The organism is Streptomyces pseudovenezuelae (genome assembly GCF_001513955.1).
In the GTDB taxonomy this organism is placed as follows: domain Bacteria; phylum Actinomycetota; class Actinomycetes; order Streptomycetales; family Streptomycetaceae; genus Streptomyces; species Streptomyces pseudovenezuelae.
Map to the genome: position 1 here is coordinate 137,509 of NZ_KQ948150.1, position 20,445 is coordinate 157,953.

Genomic DNA, 20,445 nt, shown 5'->3' on the forward strand with positions numbered 1-20,445 from the left:
GACCGCATGGTGAGGCGAGGGACGGGCGCGGCGTGGCGGGGGCGCCGGCTGACGGTGCAGGGGTGGTTCTACCTGCTGCTGGCCGTCATGACGCTGCTGGTGGTGGTCGGCAGCGTGGTCGGCGCCACTCTGCTGGGCCGGACGGCGGATGTGAGCGACCAGCTCCTGCGCCGTATCCAGCCCGCCCAGACCGAGGCGTACCGGCTGCAGGCCGCGCTGGCCAACCAGGAGACGGGCGTGCGCGGGTACGCGATCGCCGCCGACCGGCAGTTCCTCGCCCCGTACACCCAGGGCAAGCGGGACGAGGCGAGCTCGGCCGTCCGGCTGCGCCGGTTCATCGGCGACCGGCCCGAACTGCTGGCGGACCTCAAGGCCATCGAGACCCAGGCGGCCGACTGGCGCCGCACCTACGCCGAACCCCTCGCGGCCTCGGTCACGCCCGGCCGCCCGAAGCCCCTGGACCAGCAGAAGGCCGACCAGGGCAAGAGGGAGTTCGACCGGCTGCGCACCCTGTGGGCCCAGCAGAACACCGACCTGGCGAAGGCGGTGGAGAAGGGCCGTTCCCATCTCGCCCACGAACGGAACGTGCGTGACTCGATCCTGGCGGGCATGGTCGCGGTCTTCCTGCTGGTCGGCGTCGCCTGCGCCGTCCTGGTCCGCGTCCTGGTGACCCGCCCGCTGGAGGCGCTGACCAAGGCGTCCAGGCGGGTGGCAGGCGGCGACTTCTCGTACGTCATCACCGGCGGCGGCCCGGCCGACCTGATGGCGGTGGCCAATGCCGTCGAGGGCATGCGCTGGCATGTCGTGGCCGAACTGGAGGCGTCCCGCGCACAGGAGCAGGAGATGACCAGGCAGGCCGCCGACCTGGACGCCCAGGCCGAGGAACTGCGCCGCTCCAACGCGGAACTGGAGCAGTTCGCCTACGTCGCCTCCCACGATCTCCAGGAGCCGCTGCGCAAGGTCGCCTCCTTCTGCCAGCTGCTGGAGAAGCGTTACGGCGATGTCCTCGACGACCGCGGGCGGCAGTACGTCGACTTCGCCGTGGACGGGGCCCGGCGCATGCAGGTCCTCATCAACGACCTGCTGACCTTCTCCCGGGTCGGCCGGGTCAACGACGCCCGGGTGCCGGTCGGTCTCGACCAGGCCCTGGACAAGGCGCTGGCCAACCTCGGGACGGCCGTCGAGGAGTCGGGTGCCCACGTCGACCGCCCGGAGCGGCTGCCCGAGGTCGTCGGTGACCCGACCCTGCTGGCCATGCTCTGGCAGAACCTGGTCGGCAACGCCCTCAAGTTCCGCCACCCCGACCGCGCCCCGCGCGTGTCCATCACCTGTGGCACGGACCCGGACGAGCCCGACAGCCTGCTCGTGTCCGTCTCGGACAACGGCATCGGCATTCCCGAACAGTTCACGGAGAAGGTGTTCGTCATCTTCCAGCGCCTGCACGGCCGGGACGCCTACGGTGGTACCGGCATCGGTCTGGCACTGTGCAAGAAGATCGTGGAACAGCATGGTGGCAAGATCTGGATCGACACCGCACACACGGACGGCACGCGCTTCTGCTTCACCCTTCCGTCCATCGCCGAGAGCCCGGAGGCGTCCGGTATCGGCACCGAGGAGAAGGCCCTGACATGATCACCCCAGCCGCCAGCCCCATCGACGTGCTCCTGGTCGAGGACGACCCCGGCGACGAGCTGATGACCCGTGAGGCGTTCGAGGACAACAAGATCGGCAACACGCTTCATGTGGTCCGGGACGGCGAGGAGGCGCTGGACTTCCTCTACCGGCGCGGCGACCACACCGAGGCACCGCAGCCCGACCTGATCCTGCTCGACCTCAACCTCCCCAAGTACGACGGGCGTCAGGTCCTGGAGAAGATCAAGTCCGACCCGGAGCTGGCCCACATCCCGGTCGTCGTGCTCACCACCTCCGCGGCCGAGGAGGACATCCTGCGCAGTTACAAGCTGCACGCCAACGCCTATGTCACCAAGCCGGTGGACCTGGACCAGTTCATCGCCGCGGTCCGTCAGATCGACGAGTTCTTCGTCCAGGTGGTCCGGCTGCCCCGCCACTTCTGAGGCGCTGTCCGACCCGGGGGGCGTAAGTAAGCAAACCTCCCTGTTCCGCCCGGTCGGCGACGCGGCTCTCATCCGCGTTCACGGAGGTACGCGTCCAGCTCCGCGGCCCCGGCCAGCAGGGACCGGCCGCGGGCGGAGAGCCGGCCCCGCCAGTCGCGCAGCGCGTCCTCCAGCGGCTCCAGTCCGCCGGCCTCCCGCACCTGGGTGATCAGTGGAGCGATCTGCTCCAGCAGATGGCCGCCCCGCCTGAGCTGATGGGTCAGCCGGGCGTCCCGTACGGCGGCCTCGTCGTAGACGCGATATCCGGTCAGTGCGTCACGGTGCGGCCGCACCAGCCCGGCACGCTCCCATGCGCGCAGCGTCGCGGGCCTGATCCCGAGCCTGCCGGCCAGCGGCCCGATGAACGTGCCTCCGGGCCCGGACGCGGTCCGTACGGCCGGTTCGGACACCGCTGCCGGGTCCAGGTCGCGCAGGGCCCGCTCCACGGCCTGGAGGGTCCGCCGGTCGTCGAGGAGCTCGGCGTGGCTCTCGTCGACGAGCCGGAGCGCGTCCTCGACGGCGCCCTCGTTAACCGCCCGCATGATCGCCGACGCCGTCCGGTGCCCGTGGCCCGGCAGCAGGGCGAGGAAGGCGCGCAGGGCGCTCGCGTGCAGCGGGGCGTAGACGCGGTAGCCGTGCGGTGTGCGACCCGCGGCCGGAAGGATGCCGGCCTCCTCGTAGTTGCGCACCGCCTGGGTGGACAGACCGTGGCCGCGCGCGAGGTCCACCGGTCTGAGCCGCCCCTCTCTTTGAAGCTTTTCTCCCACGTCAGGGCCCCCATCGCGGAAAAGTTTCAACCGAAAGTTCAACGATAGCGTTGAAGGCATGGCGACTGACATCAAGGACACCGCCCATGCCGTCGACGCTGCCGCCGTCATGGGACTGCTCTCCTCCCGGCCCCGGCTGCTCGCCCTGGGCGAGCCCACCCACGGCGAGGACACTCTGCTCGACCTGCGCAACCAGCTCTTCCGGCAGCTCGTCGAGCAGGAGGGCTACCGGACCATCGCGATCGAGAGCGATTGCGTACGGGGCCTGCTGGTGGACGCCTACGTCACCTCGGGTACCGGCACCCTCGACGAGGTCATGGAGCGGGGGTTCAGCCACGGGTGGGGCTCCTGCGCGGCCAACCGCGCCCTCGTGTGCTGGATGCGCGCGCACAACGACGGCCGGCCCGTGTCCGATCGGGTCCGCTTCGCCGGCTTCGACGGCCCGCTGGAGATCACCGGCGCGGCGAGCCCACGGCAGGCCCTCACCGCCCTTCACGACTACCTCGCTGCCCACGTCGACGCGCGGCTGCTCCCGTGCTCCGCGTCGACGCTCGACCGTCTGCTCGGCGCGGACGACCGGTGGACCGATCCCGCCGCGATGACGGACCCCACCCGGTCGGTGGGTCGGTCGGAGGAGGCGTCCCGGCTGCGGCTGCTCGCCGACGAACTGGTGACGCTGCTCGACGTCCGGACGCCGCAATTGATCGCGCAGACCTCGCGGGACGACTGGGAGCGGGCCTGCCTGTACGGGCGGACGGCGACCGGTCTGCTGCGCTATCACCACGGGATGGCGGACACCTCGCCCGCCCGCATGACGCACCTGTGCGCGCTGCGGGACTCGATGATGGCCCACAACCTCCTCGCCCTCTCCGCCCGCGGCCCGGTACTCGTCCACGCCCACAACTCCCATCTCCAGCGCGAGAAGAGCTCGATGCGGATGTGGGAGGGGCCGGTGGAGTGGTGGAGCGCCGGCGCCCTGGTGAGCGCGCGGCTGGGTGCGGAGTACGCCTTCGTGGCCACGGCCCTCGGCACGATCCGCCATCAGGGCGTGGACGCGCCGCCGCCGGACACCGCCGAGGGACTCCTGTACGCCCTCCCGCAGGACCACTGCCTCATCGACCCCCGGCACCTGGCCGCCGCTCTCGGCGACCCACCGCCCGCGCCCCGCGTGTCCCCGTGGTTCGGCTACGCCTCGCTGGACCCGGCCCACCTGCCGGGCATCGACGGTCTGCTGTTCGTCAAGGACGTCCTGCGGAGCTAGCCGCCGCCTTGCGGTGGGTCGAACCCCCGTATTGCCGACCGTCATTCGTTCGAACCTACGAAGTTCCCGCGCAGTGGGTTACTGATCGCGCCGTGCACTGGTAGGAAACATTCCTAACAATCAGGTCTGGACCAACTCTCCACCCCCCACCTCCACTTGGAGCCCCCGTGGAACCTGACACAGTGCACCCGGCCGCCCACCCGACCCGCCGCACCCTCCTCGCTCTCATGGGAGCGGCGACCTGCGCCGGCCTGCTCGGCTCCGTGCCCGCCGCGGCGGCGCCCGCGGCCGCACCGGGCCTCGACGACCCCGCGAAGAAGGAGATCGCCATGAAGCTGGTGTCGAGCGCGGAGAACTCCTCGCTCGACTGGAAGGCGCAGTACCGGTACATCGAGGACATAGGTGACGGCCGCGGGTACACCGCCGGCATCATCGGCTTCTGCTCCGGCACCGGAGACATGCTCGACCTCGTCCAGCTGTACGCCGACCGCAAGCCCGGCAACGTCCTCGCCAAGTACCTGCCGGCCCTGCGCCGCGTCGACGGCACCGACTCCCACGACGGCCTGGACCCGAACTTCCCCGGCGACTGGCGCAAGGCCGCCCAGGACACGGCGTTCCAGCAGGCGCAGAACGACGAACGCGACCGCGTCTACTTCAACCCCGCCGTCCGGCAGGGCAAGACGGACGGGCTGCGCGCACTCGGCCAGTTCGCCTACTACGACGCCATCGTCATGCACGGTGACGGCGGCGACGCGACGAGCTTCAGCAGCATCCGCCGCAGGGCCCTGCGTCAGGCCAAACCCCCGGCCCAGGGCGGCAACGAGACCACGTACCTGAACGCCTTCCTCGACGCACGGGTGTGGGCGATGAAACAGGAGGAGGCACACAGCGACACCAGTCGGGTCGACACCGCCCAGCGCGTCTTCCTGCGCCAGGGCAACCTCGACCTGAACCCGCCCCTGGACTGGAAGGTCTACGGCGACAGTTACCACATCGGCTGACGGACAGGAGGCGGCCCGGTGCGTCACGGCACCGGGCCGTTCGCCGGTCCCGGACAGCGCGCCGACGACGCCGTGCGGTGAAAACGCTCTCGGCGGAGCGTGTTTGCCGTCGGAGCGAGCGGTAACGCGATGTCCATGAGTGAATCGAACGAGCAGACGAACCAAGATTCCGCGAACACCCGGACCGCCGCGGCGAAGGCCCGGCGGACCACGGCGAAGGCCACCGCCCCCGCCGGCAAGGCGGCGAACAAGGCCGCCGCGAAGACGGATGACGCCGCGTCAGCGGGCAAGCAGGTGACGGAGCGCACGGCCAAGGCAGCCACCGGGGCCGCGCAGACCGCGGCCAAGAGCGTGGAGGCCGGCCGGCAGACCGTCATCGCCGCCTCCGGACAGGCGGCGGCCGTCGCCAAGACGGCCTGGACGGTGATCGCCCAGCGCAAGCTCATCGCGGCGGGCGTGGGCGCGGGCCTCACCGCGCTGACCGCCACGTCCTACGCCGTCGGCCGACGCACCGGACGTCACACGCAGGGTCCGATCACCCGCCTGACCGGCGGTCGGATCTGACGGGGCAATGGCGGGCCCGGAGGGATTCCTTCGCGGCGGGGGCGTACCGGCTCCTCGTCACCGTTCCTGCGACAGCAGGTCGTTGAGACGGGCGCCCGCCGCCCACCGCCGCAGGGCGGATCCGTCGAGCAGGCGGATCGTCCGCTCCCGGTGCGCCCACCGGATGTCGCGGGCGGTGAAGACCCCGCGATGCACGACCAGACGCAGCGGCGACCCCTGGTCCCCGCGGTGCGGGTGGGGATGCGGCACATCCTCGTCGGGGAGGGGTTCCGCCACCGGCCGGAAGGCCACGTCGATGCGGCGCCCGGCCGCGTCCCGGGCGCACAGGCGCGGCCGGTCCGGCGCGGGCACCAGCCGCACCCGCCACCCGTCCCGCCGCAGCATCCGGGCCACCGCCATTGCCAGCTGCTGGGTGTCGAGTTCGAGCAGCTCGTCCGCGGTGTAGTACCCCAGACGACGGCGAGCGCCGGGACGCCCGTGCCGTACGACGGCCGTGACGATCACGGTCAGCAGGACGACACCGGCGACCGGGACGCCGATTCCGGCGGCGCGGTACCCCGCGGCGAGCACGGCCGCCAGCGCGCACACGGCCACCAGGACACCGGCGAAGGCGGGCAGCACATCACGCAGCCCAGGGCCGTAGCGCCCCTGGTCCCGCAGGGCGCGCACGACGTGCCGGTTCCGCGATCGGCGCGAGGGGGAGCGTTCGGACGTCCACGGTAGGCGTGCCACAGCCCCAGCCCTCCCCATGCCGCCGGTCCGCACCCGTCACTTCACGGATACCCAGCGCGCCGCCAAGTGCCGTGCGCGCGGGGGGAATTCGGCCATGTTCACCCAGCGCACGGAAGCGTCAGGGGGCGCGTCGGACAGCGCGGGGACGCCCCCCGTCCCCGGGTGTCACGACCTCGCACGGAGGCCTCCGCAGGCAGGGGCGTGGCACGGTTCCGCGCCGCTCTCCGTGCCGACCCGGTTGCGCGTGCTCGCTCACAGGCGAGGCTGGATACATGGGCACCGGGGCACCCGGGAAGGACAGGACGGCCGAGTGGACACGCCACGGACCGGCAGCGACCGGCGGCCGACCGGCGAGGAGAGGAAGACATGGCAGGGGCGGAGGACACGGGGGGCCTCGGGAGACGACCCCCGACAGCACCCGACACGGGGCTCACCAGAGCCCTGGAAGCCATCGGGACCGCGGCCTACGTCGTCGACGCGGAGGGCCACGTCATCGCCGTGAACACCCACGCCCAACAGCTCCTGGGCCGCCCCGCCGAGGCGTTCCTCGGCCACGACGCGCACGACCTGCTGCACCGGGACGCCCACGGCCACCCGCTGCCCCGCAGCCGGTGCAGCATGCGGCAGGCCTTCCACGCCGGGTGCACCGCCCAGGCCGCCGGGGACCACTTCGAGTGCGGTGACGGCTCGCTGCTGCCGGTCTCGTGGCTGATCACGCCGTACTGCGTGGACGGCCGGGAAGCGGGCACGCTCGTGCTCGTGCACGCCCGGCGGCCACCGGAGACCGACGGTCGGCCGGAGGAGGCGGCCGAGCCTATGCCGGAACTCGAGCGCCTGGCCCTGCTGGCCGAGACCACCACCCGGCTGACGTCCACGCTCGACGTCGAGGAGACACTGCGGCGGCTGGTGGCCCTGGTGGTGCCCCGGCTGGCGGACTGGGCCGTCGTCGACCTGATCACCGAGCGCGACGAGGTGTGGCGTACCGCGGTCGTCCACGCCGAGGGCGACGCCCTGGTGCGCCACGAGGACCTTCAGGGACCGATGCCGCCGGTCCCGGAGGAGTCGCCGATGCCCCTGTCCCGGGCCCTGCGCGGGGTCGCCTCCGCTCTGGCCGGCCCGCAGACCTACCAGCGCGCCCCGGACTCCGGGATCGCGGTGGAACAGCGCCGCCTGTTCGAGGCCACCGGTATCCGCTCCGCCGCCATCGCCCCCATCCGCAGCACCCGCGCCGTCCTGGGCGCCCTGACCCTGGGCCGGGCCGAGGACCCGGTGGACTTCACCACCGTCGACCTCCCGCTGATCGAGGACATCGCCCGCCGGGCCGGCCTGGCCCTGGACAACGCGCGTCTCTACCAGCGTCAGCGCAAGGTCGCCGAGACCATGCAGAACCACCTGCTGCCCCAGATGCCCCGGGTGCCCGGGCTGCAGATGACGGCCCGCTATCTGCCCGCGCCCGACGCCTCCCAGGTCGGCGGCGACTGGTACGACGCCTTCACCCTCTCCGACGGCGCCACCGCGCTGGCGGTCGGAGACGTCGTGGGCCACGACCTGGAGGCCGCGGCCGGCATGGCACAACTGCGCAACATGCTCCGCGCCTACGCCTGGGCCCACCAGGAACCGCCGAGCCGGATCGTCGCCCGGCTCGACGCGGCGGTCATGCACATCACCGACGTCACCATGGCCACCATGATCTTCGCCCGGATAGAGGAGCGGGACGACGGCCACTGGGAACTGACGTGGACCAACGCCGGTCACCCGCCACCCCTCCTGATCAGCCACGACGGCCTGGCCCGCTACCTCACCGACGGCCACGGCATCCTCCTGGGCACTGGAGTCGGCGCAGCCCGCACCGACGCGAGCGCGGTGCTGCCGCCCGGCTCCACGCTGCTGCTGTACACCGACGGCCTGATCGAGGCAGTGGGCCGTTCCCTGGACGAGGGGCTGCGGAACCTGCGCCGGCACGCCGCCGCCCTCGCCCACCGTCCGCTGGCCTCCTTCACCGATCAGGTGCTGCGTCGGGTGCGGCACATCCGCAACGACGACGACGTCGCCCTGCTCGCCGTACGGGCGCCCGGCAGAACATGATCCGGACCGCCGGCCCGGCACCCGCACCGGACGCTCGCGCCGACCCCCCGCGCCACCTCGGCGCCCCCTGACCGTGATAGACAACGCCGGTGGGCCCGAGGGCCGTTTGTGCCCCGCATCCGGGCGACCGCTCGACAACAGGACTTGGTGCCAGTGATTCTGAAGACCTTTCGCTGGGCGTTCGCGGTCACCGCGCTCGGCCTGGCCGCAGGAGTGCTGTACGACGGCTGGGCCGCGTTCGGCATCGTGGCGATCCTGGCCGTGCTGGAGATCTCGCTGTCGTTCGACAACGCGGTGGTCAACGCCGGAATCCTGAAGAAGATGAACGCCTTCTGGCAGAAGATCTTCCTCACGGTCGGCGTCCTGATCGCCGTGTTCGGCATGCGGCTGGTCTTCCCGGTCGTGATCGTCGCGATCACGGCGAAACTCAATCCGTACGACGCGGTCCAGCTCGCCTTGACCGACAAGGACCGCTACCAGCAGCTGGTCACCGACGCGCACCCGGCGATCGCCGCGTTCGGTGGCATGTTCCTGCTGATGATCTTCCTGGACTTCATCTTCGAGGACCGGGACATCCAGTGGCTGCGCTGGATCGAGCGGCCGCTGGCCAAGCTCGGCAAGGTCGACATGCTGGCGGTCTGCATCGCGCTGATCGTCCTGCTGATCACGGCCTTCACCTTCGCCACCCACGCCCACCAGCACGGCGGCGCGCACGCCGACAAGGCACAGACCGTCCTGATCTCCGGCATCGCCGGCCTGATCACCTACATGGTCGTCGGCGGCCTCTCCGGCTACTTCGCGAACAGGCTGGAGGACGAGGAGGAACGCGAAGCGGCCGAACGCTCCGGCGGGACCGGCTCGCCGGTCAAACTGGCGGGCCAGGCCGCGTTCTTCATGTTCCTCTACCTGGAGGTCCTCGACGCCTCGTTCTCCTTCGACGGCGTGATCGGCGCGTTCGCCATCACCAACGACATCGTCCTGATGGCGCTGGGCCTGGGCATCGGCGCGATGTACGTCCGGTCCCTGACCGTGTACCTGGTCCGCCAGGGCACCCTGGACGACTACGTCTACCTGGAGCACGGCGCCCACTACGCGATCGGCGCCCTCGCGGTGATCCTCATGGTCACCATCCAGTACCAGATCAACGAGATCATCACCGGCCTCGTCGGCGTGGTCCTCATCGGCTGGTCCTTCTGGTCCTCCGTGCGCCGCAACAAGCAGCTCGGCGCGACCGAGGGAGCGACGGAGACGGACTCGGTCACCGTGCCGTAGGCCCGAAGCGGGCCGCCCTCGCCGCGGGCCCCGCCGTCCGCCTCTGCCATGCCCACGGCGAACGGGGGCATCCGACGGGGTATGAAGGCGATGCCGACACGGCGCGTGACGCGCCTGATGGTGGTGCTGGCGCTGCTGCCCCTCGCCGGGGCGTGCAGCGACGATCACGACGGGGCGTCCGGCGGCCCGCCGGCGGGGGGAGCTCTCCGTGTCGCGGGCTCCGGCGAACAGGTGGTGATCGCCACCGACAACGGCCTGCGGCTGCGCCCGGCCGACGGCCGGGGCGTCACCGTCGACGACCGCGTCGACGAGCACTGGTCCCATCACGGGAAGGTGTGGACGCTCGACCTGTCCTGCGCCCACCGGACCACGGGCGCGGAGGCCTGTCCCCGGATGCCGTACGTGGAGATCCCCGACGGCGTGAGCGTCACGGCCACCGCCCGCAACGCCGGCGTCGACGTGGCGGGTGTCGCCGCCGCGCTGGACGTCACGACCGTCAACGGCGATGTGACGGTGACCCGTTCCGGACGCGACGACGCCGACGTACGGCTGTCCACCCGCAACGGCTCGGTGCGCGCGACGAGCGTCGAGGCCCGGCGGGTGCACGCGGCCACCACGAACGGCGACGTCGTCGTCGGATGTGCCGCGGCCCCGTCGGGCCTCAGCGCGGCGACCGTCAACGGCTCGGTCGACGTCACCGTGCCCCACGACAGCCCGCCCTACCGGGTCAGCGCGTCCACCGACAACGGCCGCACCAGTGTGGCCGTCCCCGTACGGGACGCCGACCGGACCCACAGCATGACGCTGACCACGGTCAACGGGGATGTCGAAGCCCGCCGGGACTGACCCTTGGCCGGCCTCGGCGGCGAGCGGGGATCGAAGATGTCAGCTCTGGTTTGAGCTCGTTTCGCCAGGGCAGACGGCGGTTCAGGTGCTTGGGATCACAGGCCCACCGCGGAAGCGGCCCATTGCGGCTCTCTCTTGGTGCGTGCCGCCGAGGCCTCTCCCGCGACAGTCCGAGTGACGCGGCGGATGCGGACCGCCCTCACTCCCACTGCGCAGACGGAGGATCGAATCATGCTGATGGCCCACCCTGCCCTTCTCACCGACCTGCTTGAGCGCTACGAGGCGCTGCACGTCCTGCACGCGGAGGACGGCAGCGTCGGAGCGCGTCAGCGTCTCGAGGACGTGTCCTACACCCTGTGCATCGCCACGGGCACCCGCGACATCGAGTCCGCCCTGGCCGCGGCCCGTCGCCAGGTGTCCGGCGCCCGCCCCAAGGACGACTCACTGGTGGCCGGCGCGTGACGTGAGCGGCGGGCGCCGACCGGGTACCCGGATGATCCGCCGAACCCCGGCCTGAGGCGGCCCGCTGTGCCAGGGGCCGCCACCCGCGCCGAGACACGGCCGGCTCACGCGCAGGCGCATCCCCCGCACCAACTCCGCCGTGCACCAGGCCGGCACCGGAGGCGAGAACGACAACATGAGATCGTGGGGCCACCGATCCTTGAGAGGCGGCCCGAACGATGAACGAGGTGGAGCCGAAGGGCTCCGGCACCGCGGCGCGGACGCTGGCCAGGCTGGCTCTGCTCTGCCTGGCGGGAGTGGTCGCGGCGGTGGTGGCCGCGGGCCAGTGGCTGCTCCCGCTGCTGGGCCTCGTGGGCCTCGGCCTGGCAGGCGCGGGCATCTGGTGGGCACTGGCCCACCGGGGCCTGGCGCGGCTGTGCGGCGCCCTGGTGGCGGTGGCCGCGCCCGTCGCCGTCCTCGTCCTGTACGCGGTGTCCGGCATGTGGCCGTTCGCGGCGGCGGCCCTGGGCCTGTGGGCGGCCGCCCTGGCCTGTGCCCGAAGCGCACTGCGCCGCCTGCGGGCACCGCGTGCCACACACTCCCGTCCGGTCCGGCCGCCCCGCAGACCGGTCCTGATCATGAATCCGCTGTCGGGCGGCGGCAAGGTCGTCGAGCACGCACTGGTGGAGCGGGCCGAGGCGCTGGGTGCCCGGGTGGTGCTGCTCGACGTGGACAACAGCCCCGATCCGGCGGCGCTGGCCCGCCAGGCCCTCGCGGAGGGCGCGGACCTGCTCGGCGTGGCGGGCGGGGACGGCACCCAGGCCCTGGTGGCGGGCGTGGCCGCGGACCACGACGTGCCGTTCATGGTCCTCGCCGCCGGGACCCGCAACCACTTCGCGATGGACCTCGGCCTGGACCGCGACGATCCGGCGAGCGGTCTCGAAGCTCTCACGCACGGCGTGGAGATCCGCGTCGATCTGGGCGACGTGGCGGGCCGGCCCTTCGTGAACACGGTCTCGTTCGGGACCTACGCGGAGATAGTGCAGCGGCCCGAGTACCGCGACGCCAAGGCCTCCACCACGCTCGACCTGCTGCCGGACCTGCTGGTCGGCGATGCCGGAGCACAGCTCACCGCCACCGCGGACGGCCGGCGGCTCGACGCCCCGCACGCCCTGCTGGTGAGCAACAACCCCTACGCGCAGGCCGGCCCGATGGGCGTCGGCCGGAGGTCACGCCTCGACGGCGGCCGACTCGGTGTGATCAGCCTGCGGATCGAGAGCGCGGCACGGGCCGCCGAACTCGCACTGCTGGGGGAGCGGGCCAGCGGGATCACCGCGTCGACCTCACGCCGAGTGACCGTCGAGGCCGACGCGGAGACGATCCCGGTGGCCGTGGACGGCGAAGCGCTGCAGCTGCCCCAGCCGGTCGTGTGCACCGTACGCCCGAAGGCCCTGCGGGTGCGGGTACCGAGAAACCGTCCCGGGGCGCCTTACACTGCCCCGTCCGTGGACTGGCGCCGTGTGGTGCGCCTCGCCCTCGAACGGACCCCCCTTCCGGCCGTCAAGAACCAGGAGCAGAGCGATGCTTGACCGACCGCAGCACGAACAGCCGACCTCCCGAGAGCTGTTGCGCGATCTCGCCGCCCTCGACCAGGCGCTGTACGAGGCCGTCACGGTCACCCGGACACCGGCCCTGGACCACGCCCTGCGGCGGCTGTCGGCCGCGGCGGACCACTCCAAGATCTCGTTCACGATCGCCGGACTGCTCGCCCTGTGCCCCGGCCGGCCCCGGCGCGCCGCCGCCCTCGGCGTCGCGGCCATCGGTGTCGCCTCGGCGACCGCGAACATGCTCGGCAAGCGTCTGGTGCGCCGGCCCCGGCCGCACCGCGCCGAGGACTCGCCGTTCCCGGGGCGGCACGTGCCGATGCCCGAGTCCGCGTCCTTCCCCTCGGGGCACACCGCGTCCGCGGTCGCCTTCGCGGCGGCGGTCGGACCCGCGCTGCCCGTCGCCACGGTGCCGCTGGGCCTGCTGGCCTGCGCGGTGGGCTACTCACGGATCCACACCGGAGTGCACTACCCGGGTGACGTGGTCGCCGGTGCCGTGCTCGGCACCGGAGCGGCCGCCGTGGTTCTCGCGGCCGCCGGACGGCAGGGAAGTGGTCTCCGCCCCGTACGGCGGGCCGGCTGAACGAGCCTCGGGGGAGCGTCAGTCCGCCTGCCGGGAGCTGTCCTCGGAGTGCGCGGCGGGTTCGGGTTCGCCCGCGTCGGGCGTGGTGTAGAAGACCGAGGACCCCTGCTTGGTGCGCTGGGCCTGGTTCCTGGCCACGAGGCCTTCGAGGGTGGTGCGGACGACGGTCGCCTTGATCGTGCGCTCGGGGTGCTGCCGGCCGAGGGCGGTCGACACCTCGGCCGCCGAGCGGGGCTCCTTCTGCTCGGCCAGATGGTCCCGGACGAGGTCGACGAGAGTGGGTCCGGACTGCGCGGCGGACGCCTTGGGCGCTGCCTTCTTCCCTGTCTGCTTCCCCGCCTGCTTTGCGGTCTGTTTCGCGGCCGGAGTAGTGGACTTCGGGGTGCCCGCCTGCTTGGCCGAGGCGGCGGCCTTCTTGGCGGCCTTCTTGCGCGGAGCGGGCACCGTCGCGGCGGGTGTGGTGGTCGACGGGGCGGTAGCCGCCGGGGTGCCCAGGACCTGCTGGATGTTCAGCAGGACGGTGTGGTCCTGCCGCAGGGCGTCCAACTGGCCTTGCAGCGCCTCGATTTCCCCGCTGAGGCGCTCTTGTTCCTTGAGGTTGCGTTCGAGGTCGCCGGCCACCTGGGTGCTGTACTGCGAGGTCAACTCGGTGGTACCGGGAGCGGATTCGGACATGGGCTCGCACCTCTTCCTGGGGCATGGACGTGCTGGGTCGCCTGCTTCCGGATGCGCGGTGACAACTTCCGCCGCACGCCTGTGTCGTAGTGATACCACGCAGGCCACGGCGCGTACGGTGCGGAACCGCTGCCTGGTGGAGGGTGATCGGGGTACACGGGGCGGCATGACACACACCGACGACCTCACGGCGATCAGGGCCACGAGGCAACTGCGCCGTATACGGGCCTTCTACGCGGCCGGCATCGTCCTGTGGACGGCCTCGTCGGCCTGGACGATGTGGGATTCTCCCGGCACCCGGCCCATGTGGACCTCCTTGCTGCTGTTGGCCGTCTTCACGGGCCTGCTCGCCATGGCCTCCCGGTGGCTGCGGCGTGTGGAGCCCACCGGTTCGGCCCGGCCTCCGCACCACGCCGCGTTCTCCGGGCGCACCGGACGCCACGCGGTCTCCAAGTCCTGATCCGCCGGTCCCGGGATGAGGCGCCCCACCGAGCGGCCGAGCGTCCGGTGTCTCGTTTGCCCCACGTGCTGGGGGAGACCCGGCTGCCCATGAGCGCGCGACGACAGCCACCGCGGACGCGACAGAATCCGGGGCTCGACGGGCGGCGGGCGAGCACACGGCCGGGACCGGCCCCACGGAACGCGGCTGGAGAATTCCGGCCGGTACACGGCGTCGGGCCGGCGCCTCGGCCTCCTGGGGCTCGCGGCCATGGGATCAGACGGCGTGCCGGGCGCTGATCCCGGCCCACGGGCAGGCCGCCGGCGTCGACCGCGGATCGGCGCCGGAGCGAGGCAGGACGGCGATCCGCTCATGGCCACCCCTGCTGACCACCGCATCGGACGGCGGGCACCGGCCCTCCCGCGGCGCACGGGCTGCGACTGGGCGGGCACGCAGGACCGGCCGCCGCGGGTCTGCCTCGCGGCCATGGCGGTGTTCGGCGCGTACACGGCGCGCTGGGCCACCGCCGTACGGCTTCGTGGGCGCCCGCTGCCCGACCGGCCGGAACTCCGGGACGTGCTCCTGACCTCGATGGTCTCGACCCGCACCGCCGGGCAGCTGCTGTGGCCCCGCGCGACGCGCGCCGCGATGGGCACACGCGTTGCAGCCGGCGTACGGCGCGCTGGTCGACAGGACCACCGACAGCTGCCCGCGGATCACCGCTCATATGTGAACCTTCTACTTCAAACGCGCGCAAAGTCACGCTTATCCGGCGATCTCGTGGGCACTTGGCTGTCACCCCTGAGACGGGGGGATCATCCGCACCACCCCGAGGAGCGACAGTGACCATGCGCATCGGAGTAGAGGAGGAGTTCCACATCCTGGAGGTGGAGAGCGGACTGCTCGTGCCGCGTGCAGGCGCGGTGCTGCGCCGGCTTCCCCGGTGCACCTTCACCACGGAGCTGCACCAGTCGACCGTGGAGTCGAACAGCGGGGTGCACACCTCCCTGGCCGGGCTGTACGCCGACCTCGCCGGAACCAGACGGCGGCTCGACGCGGCCGCCTCCTCGCTGGGACTCGCGGTCGCGGCGGCGGGCACGGCACCCCTCGCCCCCGCCGTTTCCGGACACCCCACCTCCGACGCGCGCTATCGCCACATGGTCGAGGAGTACCGCCAGGTCGCCGACGAGCAGCTCATCTGCGGCGCCCAGGTCCATGTGGACATCCCCGACCGCGACACGGCCGTGGGCGTGATGTGCACGGTCTCGCCCTGGCTGCCCGTGCTGCTGGCGCTGTCCGCCAGCTCACCGTTCTGGCAGGGCATCGACACCGGTTATGCCAGCTGGCGCACGCTGCTCTGGCAGCGCTGGCCCACCGCGGGCCCCGTCGGCTGCTTCGCCGACGCGGCCGACTACGACGCCGCGGTGGACGACATGGTCCGGGCCGGGGTCATCAGCGACCCGGGGATGATCTACTACGACCTCCGCCCCTCCGCCCACCTGCCGACGCTGGAACTGCGCATCTGCGACGCCTGCCCGCGGGCGGAGAACGTCGTGCTCCTCGCCGGTCTGTTCCGTGCCCTGGTGACCGAGGCCCTCGAACTGCGCGCGGCCGGCGCGGCGGTCTGCGACGGTCACCACGAATGGCTGCGCGGCGCCTCCTGGCGAGCTGCCAGGTCCGGCCTGGAGGGTGCCCTGGTGGATCCCGTGACCCACCGGGAGACGCCCGCCGCCGACGTCGTACGCGGGATGCTCGCCCGGCTGCGTCCCGCGCTCGAAGCCCACGGAGACTGGGAGACGGTCAGCGATCTGACCGAGGCGGCCCTGGCGGAGGGCAGCGCCGCCGAGCGCATGCGCCGCACGGCCCGGGAAGAGGACCTGCTGGCCTGCACCGACCTGCTGATCGCGGAGACCCGCGGGGAGCGGCGGCCCCGCAGACAGGCCCCCGTCGCCCGCAGAAGGGTCCCGCGCTTCGTCGCGGGCACGGCGGGTTCCGGTGCACCGGAGGTCCTGGGCAGCTGACCGGGCTCCGCGGCGCGCAGTCCGTCGCCCCACCCGGCCGTCCTACGCCGACAAGCCCCGAGGAGAGGTTTCGTTCATGTCCAGCAATTCCGCCCGGGTCGCGGCCGGCAGGCGCGACCCGGGGTCCCCGTCCCGGCTCGTGGTCGACGGCTCCTGGGAAGGGGGCGGCGCGTCATGTGCGGTCTGAGCGGTGAGATCCGCTTCGACGGCAGCCGCCCCGACCTCGCGGCCGTCGAGCGCATGTCCGACCGGATGGCCGCCCGCGGACCCGACGGCCAGGGCCTGTGGACCCAGGGCGCGGTGGCGCTGGGACACCGGCGGTTGAAGATCATCGACCTGTCCGACCTCGGCGCCCAGCCGATGACCGACGCCGACGGCGAGATCACCGGCGTCTTCAACGGCTGCGTCTACAACTACCAGGAACTGCGCGAGGAGCTCGGCCGCCTCGGGCACCGCTTCAGGTCGACGTCCGACACGGAAGTCGTGCTGCACGCCTACCGGCAGTGGGGAACCGCCTGCGTGGAGCACTTCTACGGCATGTTCGCCTTCGCGCTCGTCGAGCACCGCACCGGCCGTGTCGTCCTGGGCCGCGACCGGCTGGGGATCAAGCCGCTCTATCTGGCGCCCGCGCCGGACCGGCTGCGGTTCGCCTCCTCGCTGCCCGCCCTCCTGGCCGCCGGGGACGTGGACACCTCCGTCGACCCGGTGGCCGTCCACCAGTACCTGAGCTGGCACGCCACGGTCGCCCCGCCGCACACCGTCCTCAACGGCGTGCGCAAACTGCCGCCCGCCACCGTCCGGGTCGTCGAGCCGGACGGCAGCCACCGCGACCACCGCTACTGGCAGCCCGCCTACACACGGCGGCCCGAGTACGCGGACATGGGGCCCGACGAGTGGCGTGACGCGGTGCTGGACGCGCTGCGCACCGCCGTACGGCGCCGGATGGTCTCCGACGTGCCGGTCGGGGTCCTGCTCTCCGGCGGCCTGGACTCCAGCCTGATCGTCGCGCTGCTCGCCGAGGAGGGGCAGCGCGGCCTGCAGACGTTCAGCGTGGGTTTCGAGGCCGAGGGCGGGGAGCAGGGCGACGAGTTCCGGTACTCGGACCTGGTCGCCCGCGAGTTCGGCACCGACCACCGCCGGATGATGGTGCCGTCGGCCCGGGTCTCGACCGCCCTGGACGACGCGGTCGCCGCGATGAGCGAACCGATGATCAGCCACGACGTGGTCGCCTTCCACCTGCTGTCCGAGCAGGTGTCGCGGCAGGTGAAGGTCGTGCAGAGCGGGCAGGGCGCCGACGAGGTGTTCGCCGGGTACCACTGGTACCCGGAGCTGGCCGCGGTCGCGCGCGAAGAGGAGCCGCAGAGGTACGCCGAGACGTACTTCGACCGGCCCCACGCCGACCTCGCGGCGATCCTCCAGCCGGACCTGCTGCCCGAGGACGACGTGTCGGGCCGTTTCGTCAGGGACCACATGGCACGTCCCGGCGCGCAGACCGCCCTGGACGCGGCACTGCGCCTGGACACGCACGTCATGCTCGTCGACGACCCGGTGAAGCGGGTCGACAACATGACCATGGCCTGGGGACTGGAGGCCCGCGTGCCGTTCCTCGACCACGAACTCGTCGAGCTGGCCGCGGCCTGTCCGCCGGAACTCAAACTCGCCGACGACGGCAAGGGCGTACTGAAGGAAGTCGGCCGCAAGCTCCTGCCGCGGGAGATCGTCGACCGGCCCAAGGGCTACTTCCCGGTCCCCGCCATCCGGCACATGGCCGGACCCGTCCTGGACCGGGTGCGGGAGGCGCTCGCCGCCCCCGAGGCGAAGAAGCGGGGAATCTTCCAGGAGTCCTACGTGAGCGAACTCCTGGCCGCCCCCGACGAGCACCGGACCAAACGCGGCGCCAACGCCCTGTGGCAGGTGGCACTGCTGGAGATATGGCTGCAGACGCACGGAATCACGTGACCGGCGAGCACCGCACCCGGCCTCCGCACGCGACGGTGCCCGCGCCGGAGCGGGCCTCCGCCCGCGCCGCGGCCCCCGCTCCGATGGCGCTGCCCGAGGCGGAAGGACCCCGGGACGCCGTGACCCGGCTGCACGCGCACGGCTGCTGGTATCCCTGCGCTGACCCCGCCGGCACCCGGGTGGCCTTCATCTGCGACCGGGGCGGCGTCCCCCAGCTGTGGGCCGGGCCCGTGGACGGGGAGGGGATCCGGCTGCTGGACTCCTCCCCGGATCCCGTGAAGGAGGTGTCCTGGTCACCCGACGGCCGCTGGATCGCGTACACCACCGCACCGGGCGGCGGCGAGCACACCCGGGTGCTCTGCGTGCGCCCTGACGGCACCGGACGCCGGCTGCTGGCCGGCGCCGACCCGGACAGCTCCGCCCACCTCGGCTGCTGGGCCCACGACGGCTCTGCCGTCGCGGTCACCCTCGCCGCACCGGCCACCGCCCAGGGCGACGGAGTGTGGCAGTCGGCGGACGCGGCCCCGGCCCACTGGACGTCCCGGGACGGCCCGGCGACCCTCCTGGGCCCCGCCGCGTACGCCGTGGGGCCGGGCGGGACACCGGCGACCCGGCCGGGCGGCGGCCTGTCCGCCTACCTGGTCGATCCCGAGGGCCTGGCCTCTCCCGTGCTGCTCGCGACGGAACCGGACGCCCCCACGCTGCGGGTGTGCGACCTCAGCCGTGACGGCCGGTTCGCCCTGCTGCGCCGGGGGCCGCGCGGACGGCGGGAGGCGGTCGTCCGGCGCATCCGCGACGCGACGACGACCTTCGCCCTGCGGGTCGCCGACGGCGACCACTGGATCGGCCGTTTCTCCCCGGACGCGCGGACGCTGTGGCTGCGCAGCGACGCCGACCGGGAGTACGCGGCACTGTTCGCCGTCGCGCTCGACGCCGACGGCAAACAGTGCGCCAGGACCGTCGTGGCGGAACGCGAGGACAGCGACCTCGAACTGCTGGCGATGGCGCACGACGGCCGGACGGCCGTGCTCGCCTGGAACGTGCGGGGCGCCAGCGAACTCGACATCGTCGAGACCTCCCCGGGGCTCGGGACCCTGGACACCGCCGGACCGGCGCGGCCGGTCCCGCTGCCCCACGAGGTCGTCACACGGATCACGGCGGCCGGAACAGGGCGGCTGCTGCTGGCGCTGTCGGGCTCCCAGCGCCGCCCCGGCGTGTGGTGGGCCCACGAAGGCGTGTCCCTGCTGCGCACCCCGTGGTCCTCCCGGGACGAGGACGCCGTCCCGCCGGGCCGCCCGCCGGTACGCCCCGTCCTCTCACGCCTGGTCGCCCGCGACGGCCTTCCCCTCAGCGGCTGGTACTACCGCGCCCCGGGACGTGCCCCGTACGAGCCGGCACCCTGTGTGATCCACCTGCACGGCGGCCCCGAGGACCAGGAACGCCCGGTGTTCGACCCGCTGTACCACGAGCTGCTCGGGCGCGGGCTGGACGTCTTCGCCCCCGACGTCCGCGGCTCCGGCGGACACGGCCGGTCCTTCGTCGACGCCGACTTGGGCACCGGCCGCTTCGCCGCCCTCGACGACGTCGCGGACTGCGCGGCGCACGCGGTCACGGCGGGCCCCGCGGACCCGACCCGGCTGGCGGTGATGGGGCGTTCCTACGGCGGCTATCTGACCTTCGCCTCCCTGGTGTGGCACCCGGACCTCTTCCGCACGGGCGTCGCCGTCTGCGGCATGTCCGACCTCGTGACCTTCTTCGCCGGCACCGAGCCCTGGATCGCGGAGTCGGCGGCGCACAAGTACGGCCACCCGGAGCACGACCGGGAGTTGCTGCACGCCCTGTCGCCGATGAGCCGGATCGACGCACTGCGGGTTCCGCTGCTCGCCGTGCACGGCGAGCACGACACCAACGTGCCGCCGGGGGAGTCGGAACAGTTCGTCCGGGCCGCGCGGGAGCGCGGTGTCCCCGCCGAACTCCTCGTCCTGCGTGACGAGGGACACGACTTCCTGCGCGCGGACAACCGGCGTCTGTTCCGCCGGGCCGCCGCGGACTGGATGGAGCGGCTCCTGCGGCCTTCCTGA

General features: G+C 72.6%; 18 protein-coding genes. 15 read left to right on the plus strand and 3 right to left on the minus strand.

From position 1 onward, the window contains the following. Nucleotides 1-6: 6 nt before the first annotated feature. Both AQI94_RS28685 and AQI94_RS28690 read left to right on the plus strand, forming a co-directional pair. Nucleotides 7-1,632, plus strand: coding sequence for a sensor histidine kinase (locus tag AQI94_RS28685; RefSeq protein ID WP_031046515.1), 1,626 nt, complete (start codon nt 7-9; stop codon nt 1,630-1,632). Further along, nucleotides 1,629-2,075: a response regulator gene (locus tag AQI94_RS28690; protein WP_031046514.1), complete on the plus strand. Its 447-nt coding sequence runs from the start codon at nt 1,629-1,631 to the stop codon at nt 2,073-2,075. The genes AQI94_RS28685 and AQI94_RS28690 overlap by 4 nt, the downstream gene beginning before the upstream one ends. A 68-nt stretch (nt 2,076-2,143) precedes the next feature. Here the strand turns inward: AQI94_RS28690 and AQI94_RS28695 are convergent, their stop codons facing one another. Further along, nucleotides 2,144-2,881 (minus strand): TioE family transcriptional regulator, encoded by a 738-nt coding sequence (locus AQI94_RS28695; RefSeq protein WP_031046508.1) that lies wholly within the window; start codon nt 2,879-2,881, stop codon nt 2,144-2,146. Nucleotides 2,882-2,939: 58 nt separating this feature from the next. Between AQI94_RS28695 and AQI94_RS28700 the strand changes: the two genes are divergently transcribed. The 3 genes from AQI94_RS28700 to AQI94_RS28710 all read left to right on the plus strand — a co-directional run bounded on the left by AQI94_RS28700 (nt 2,940) and on the right by AQI94_RS28710 (nt 5,707). Further along, nucleotides 2,940-4,142, plus strand: coding sequence for an erythromycin esterase family protein (locus tag AQI94_RS28700; RefSeq protein WP_031046505.1), 1,203 nt, complete (start codon nt 2,940-2,942; stop codon nt 4,140-4,142). A 227-nt stretch (nt 4,143-4,369) separates the two neighbouring features. After that, on the plus strand, nt 4,370-5,143 hold the full coding sequence (locus AQI94_RS28705; protein WP_225890315.1) for a chitosanase: 774 nt from the start codon (nt 4,370-4,372) through the stop codon (nt 5,141-5,143). A gap of 129 nt (nt 5,144-5,272) precedes the next feature. After that, nucleotides 5,273-5,707, plus strand: coding sequence for a hypothetical protein (locus AQI94_RS28710; protein WP_031046498.1), 435 nt, complete (start codon nt 5,273-5,275; stop codon nt 5,705-5,707). Between the two features lie 57 nt (nt 5,708-5,764). On the opposite strand, the gene AQI94_RS28715 is transcribed toward AQI94_RS28710, so the two are convergent. Further along, nucleotides 5,765-6,376: a hypothetical protein gene (locus AQI94_RS28715; RefSeq protein ID WP_051832258.1), complete on the minus strand. Its 612-nt coding sequence runs from the start codon at nt 6,374-6,376 to the stop codon at nt 5,765-5,767. A 429-nt stretch (nt 6,377-6,805) separates the two neighbouring features. Here AQI94_RS28715 and AQI94_RS28720 point away from each other — a divergent pair, with 429 nt between their 5' ends. From AQI94_RS28720 to AQI94_RS28745, 6 genes are all read left to right on the plus strand, one after another. Continuing rightward, nucleotides 6,806-8,524, plus strand: a complete 1,719-nt coding sequence (locus AQI94_RS28720; RefSeq protein WP_031046494.1) for a SpoIIE family protein phosphatase — start codon at nt 6,806-6,808, stop codon at nt 8,522-8,524. A gap of 153 nt (nt 8,525-8,677) precedes the next feature. Next, the gene (locus AQI94_RS28725) at nt 8,678-9,796 is read left to right on the plus strand and encodes a DUF475 domain-containing protein (RefSeq protein ID WP_062230006.1); all 1,119 of its coding nucleotides are present in this window, start codon (nt 8,678-8,680) and stop codon (nt 9,794-9,796) included. Between the two features lie 81 nt (nt 9,797-9,877). Beyond that, a complete protein-coding gene (locus tag AQI94_RS28730) occupies nt 9,878-10,642 on the plus strand; it encodes a DUF4097 family beta strand repeat-containing protein (RefSeq protein WP_031055922.1) in 765 nt (254 codons plus the stop codon). Between the two features lie 231 nt (nt 10,643-10,873). Further along, a complete protein-coding gene (locus AQI94_RS28735) occupies nt 10,874-11,104 on the plus strand; it encodes a DUF5133 domain-containing protein (protein WP_031055919.1) in 231 nt (76 codons plus the stop codon). 218 nt (nt 11,105-11,322) lie between these two features. Continuing rightward, nucleotides 11,323-12,672, plus strand: a complete 1,350-nt coding sequence (locus AQI94_RS28740; RefSeq protein WP_062230007.1) for a diacylglycerol/lipid kinase family protein — start codon at nt 11,323-11,325, stop codon at nt 12,670-12,672. Continuing rightward, nucleotides 12,665-13,270, plus strand: coding sequence for a phosphatase PAP2 family protein (locus tag AQI94_RS28745; protein ID WP_062230008.1), 606 nt, complete (start codon nt 12,665-12,667; stop codon nt 13,268-13,270). The genes AQI94_RS28740 and AQI94_RS28745 overlap by 8 nt, the downstream gene beginning before the upstream one ends. Nucleotides 13,271-13,288: 18 nt before the next feature. Here AQI94_RS28745 and AQI94_RS28750 read toward each other — a convergent pair whose 3' ends face one another. Next, on the minus strand, nt 13,289-13,945 hold the full coding sequence (locus tag AQI94_RS28750) for a hypothetical protein (protein ID WP_031052090.1): 657 nt from the start codon (nt 13,943-13,945) through the stop codon (nt 13,289-13,291). Nucleotides 13,946-14,111: 166 nt separating this feature from the next. On the opposite strand from AQI94_RS28750, the gene AQI94_RS28755 reads away from it, so the two are divergent. From AQI94_RS28755 to AQI94_RS28770, 4 genes are all read left to right on the plus strand, one after another. Then, nucleotides 14,112-14,405, plus strand: coding sequence for a hypothetical protein (locus AQI94_RS28755; RefSeq protein WP_031052088.1), 294 nt, complete (start codon nt 14,112-14,114; stop codon nt 14,403-14,405). 827 nt (nt 14,406-15,232) lie between these two features. Continuing rightward, nucleotides 15,233-16,405: a carboxylate-amine ligase gene (locus AQI94_RS28760; RefSeq protein WP_031052084.1), complete on the plus strand. Its 1,173-nt coding sequence runs from the start codon at nt 15,233-15,235 to the stop codon at nt 16,403-16,405. A 174-nt stretch (nt 16,406-16,579) separates the two neighbouring features. Then, nucleotides 16,580-18,364, plus strand: a complete 1,785-nt coding sequence (locus AQI94_RS28765) for an N-acetylglutaminylglutamine amidotransferase (protein WP_031052081.1) — start codon at nt 16,580-16,582, stop codon at nt 18,362-18,364. After that, the gene (locus AQI94_RS28770) at nt 18,337-20,445 is read left to right on the plus strand and encodes a S9 family peptidase (RefSeq protein WP_062230009.1); all 2,109 of its coding nucleotides are present in this window, start codon (nt 18,337-18,339) and stop codon (nt 20,443-20,445) included. The genes AQI94_RS28765 and AQI94_RS28770 overlap by 28 nt, the downstream gene beginning before the upstream one ends.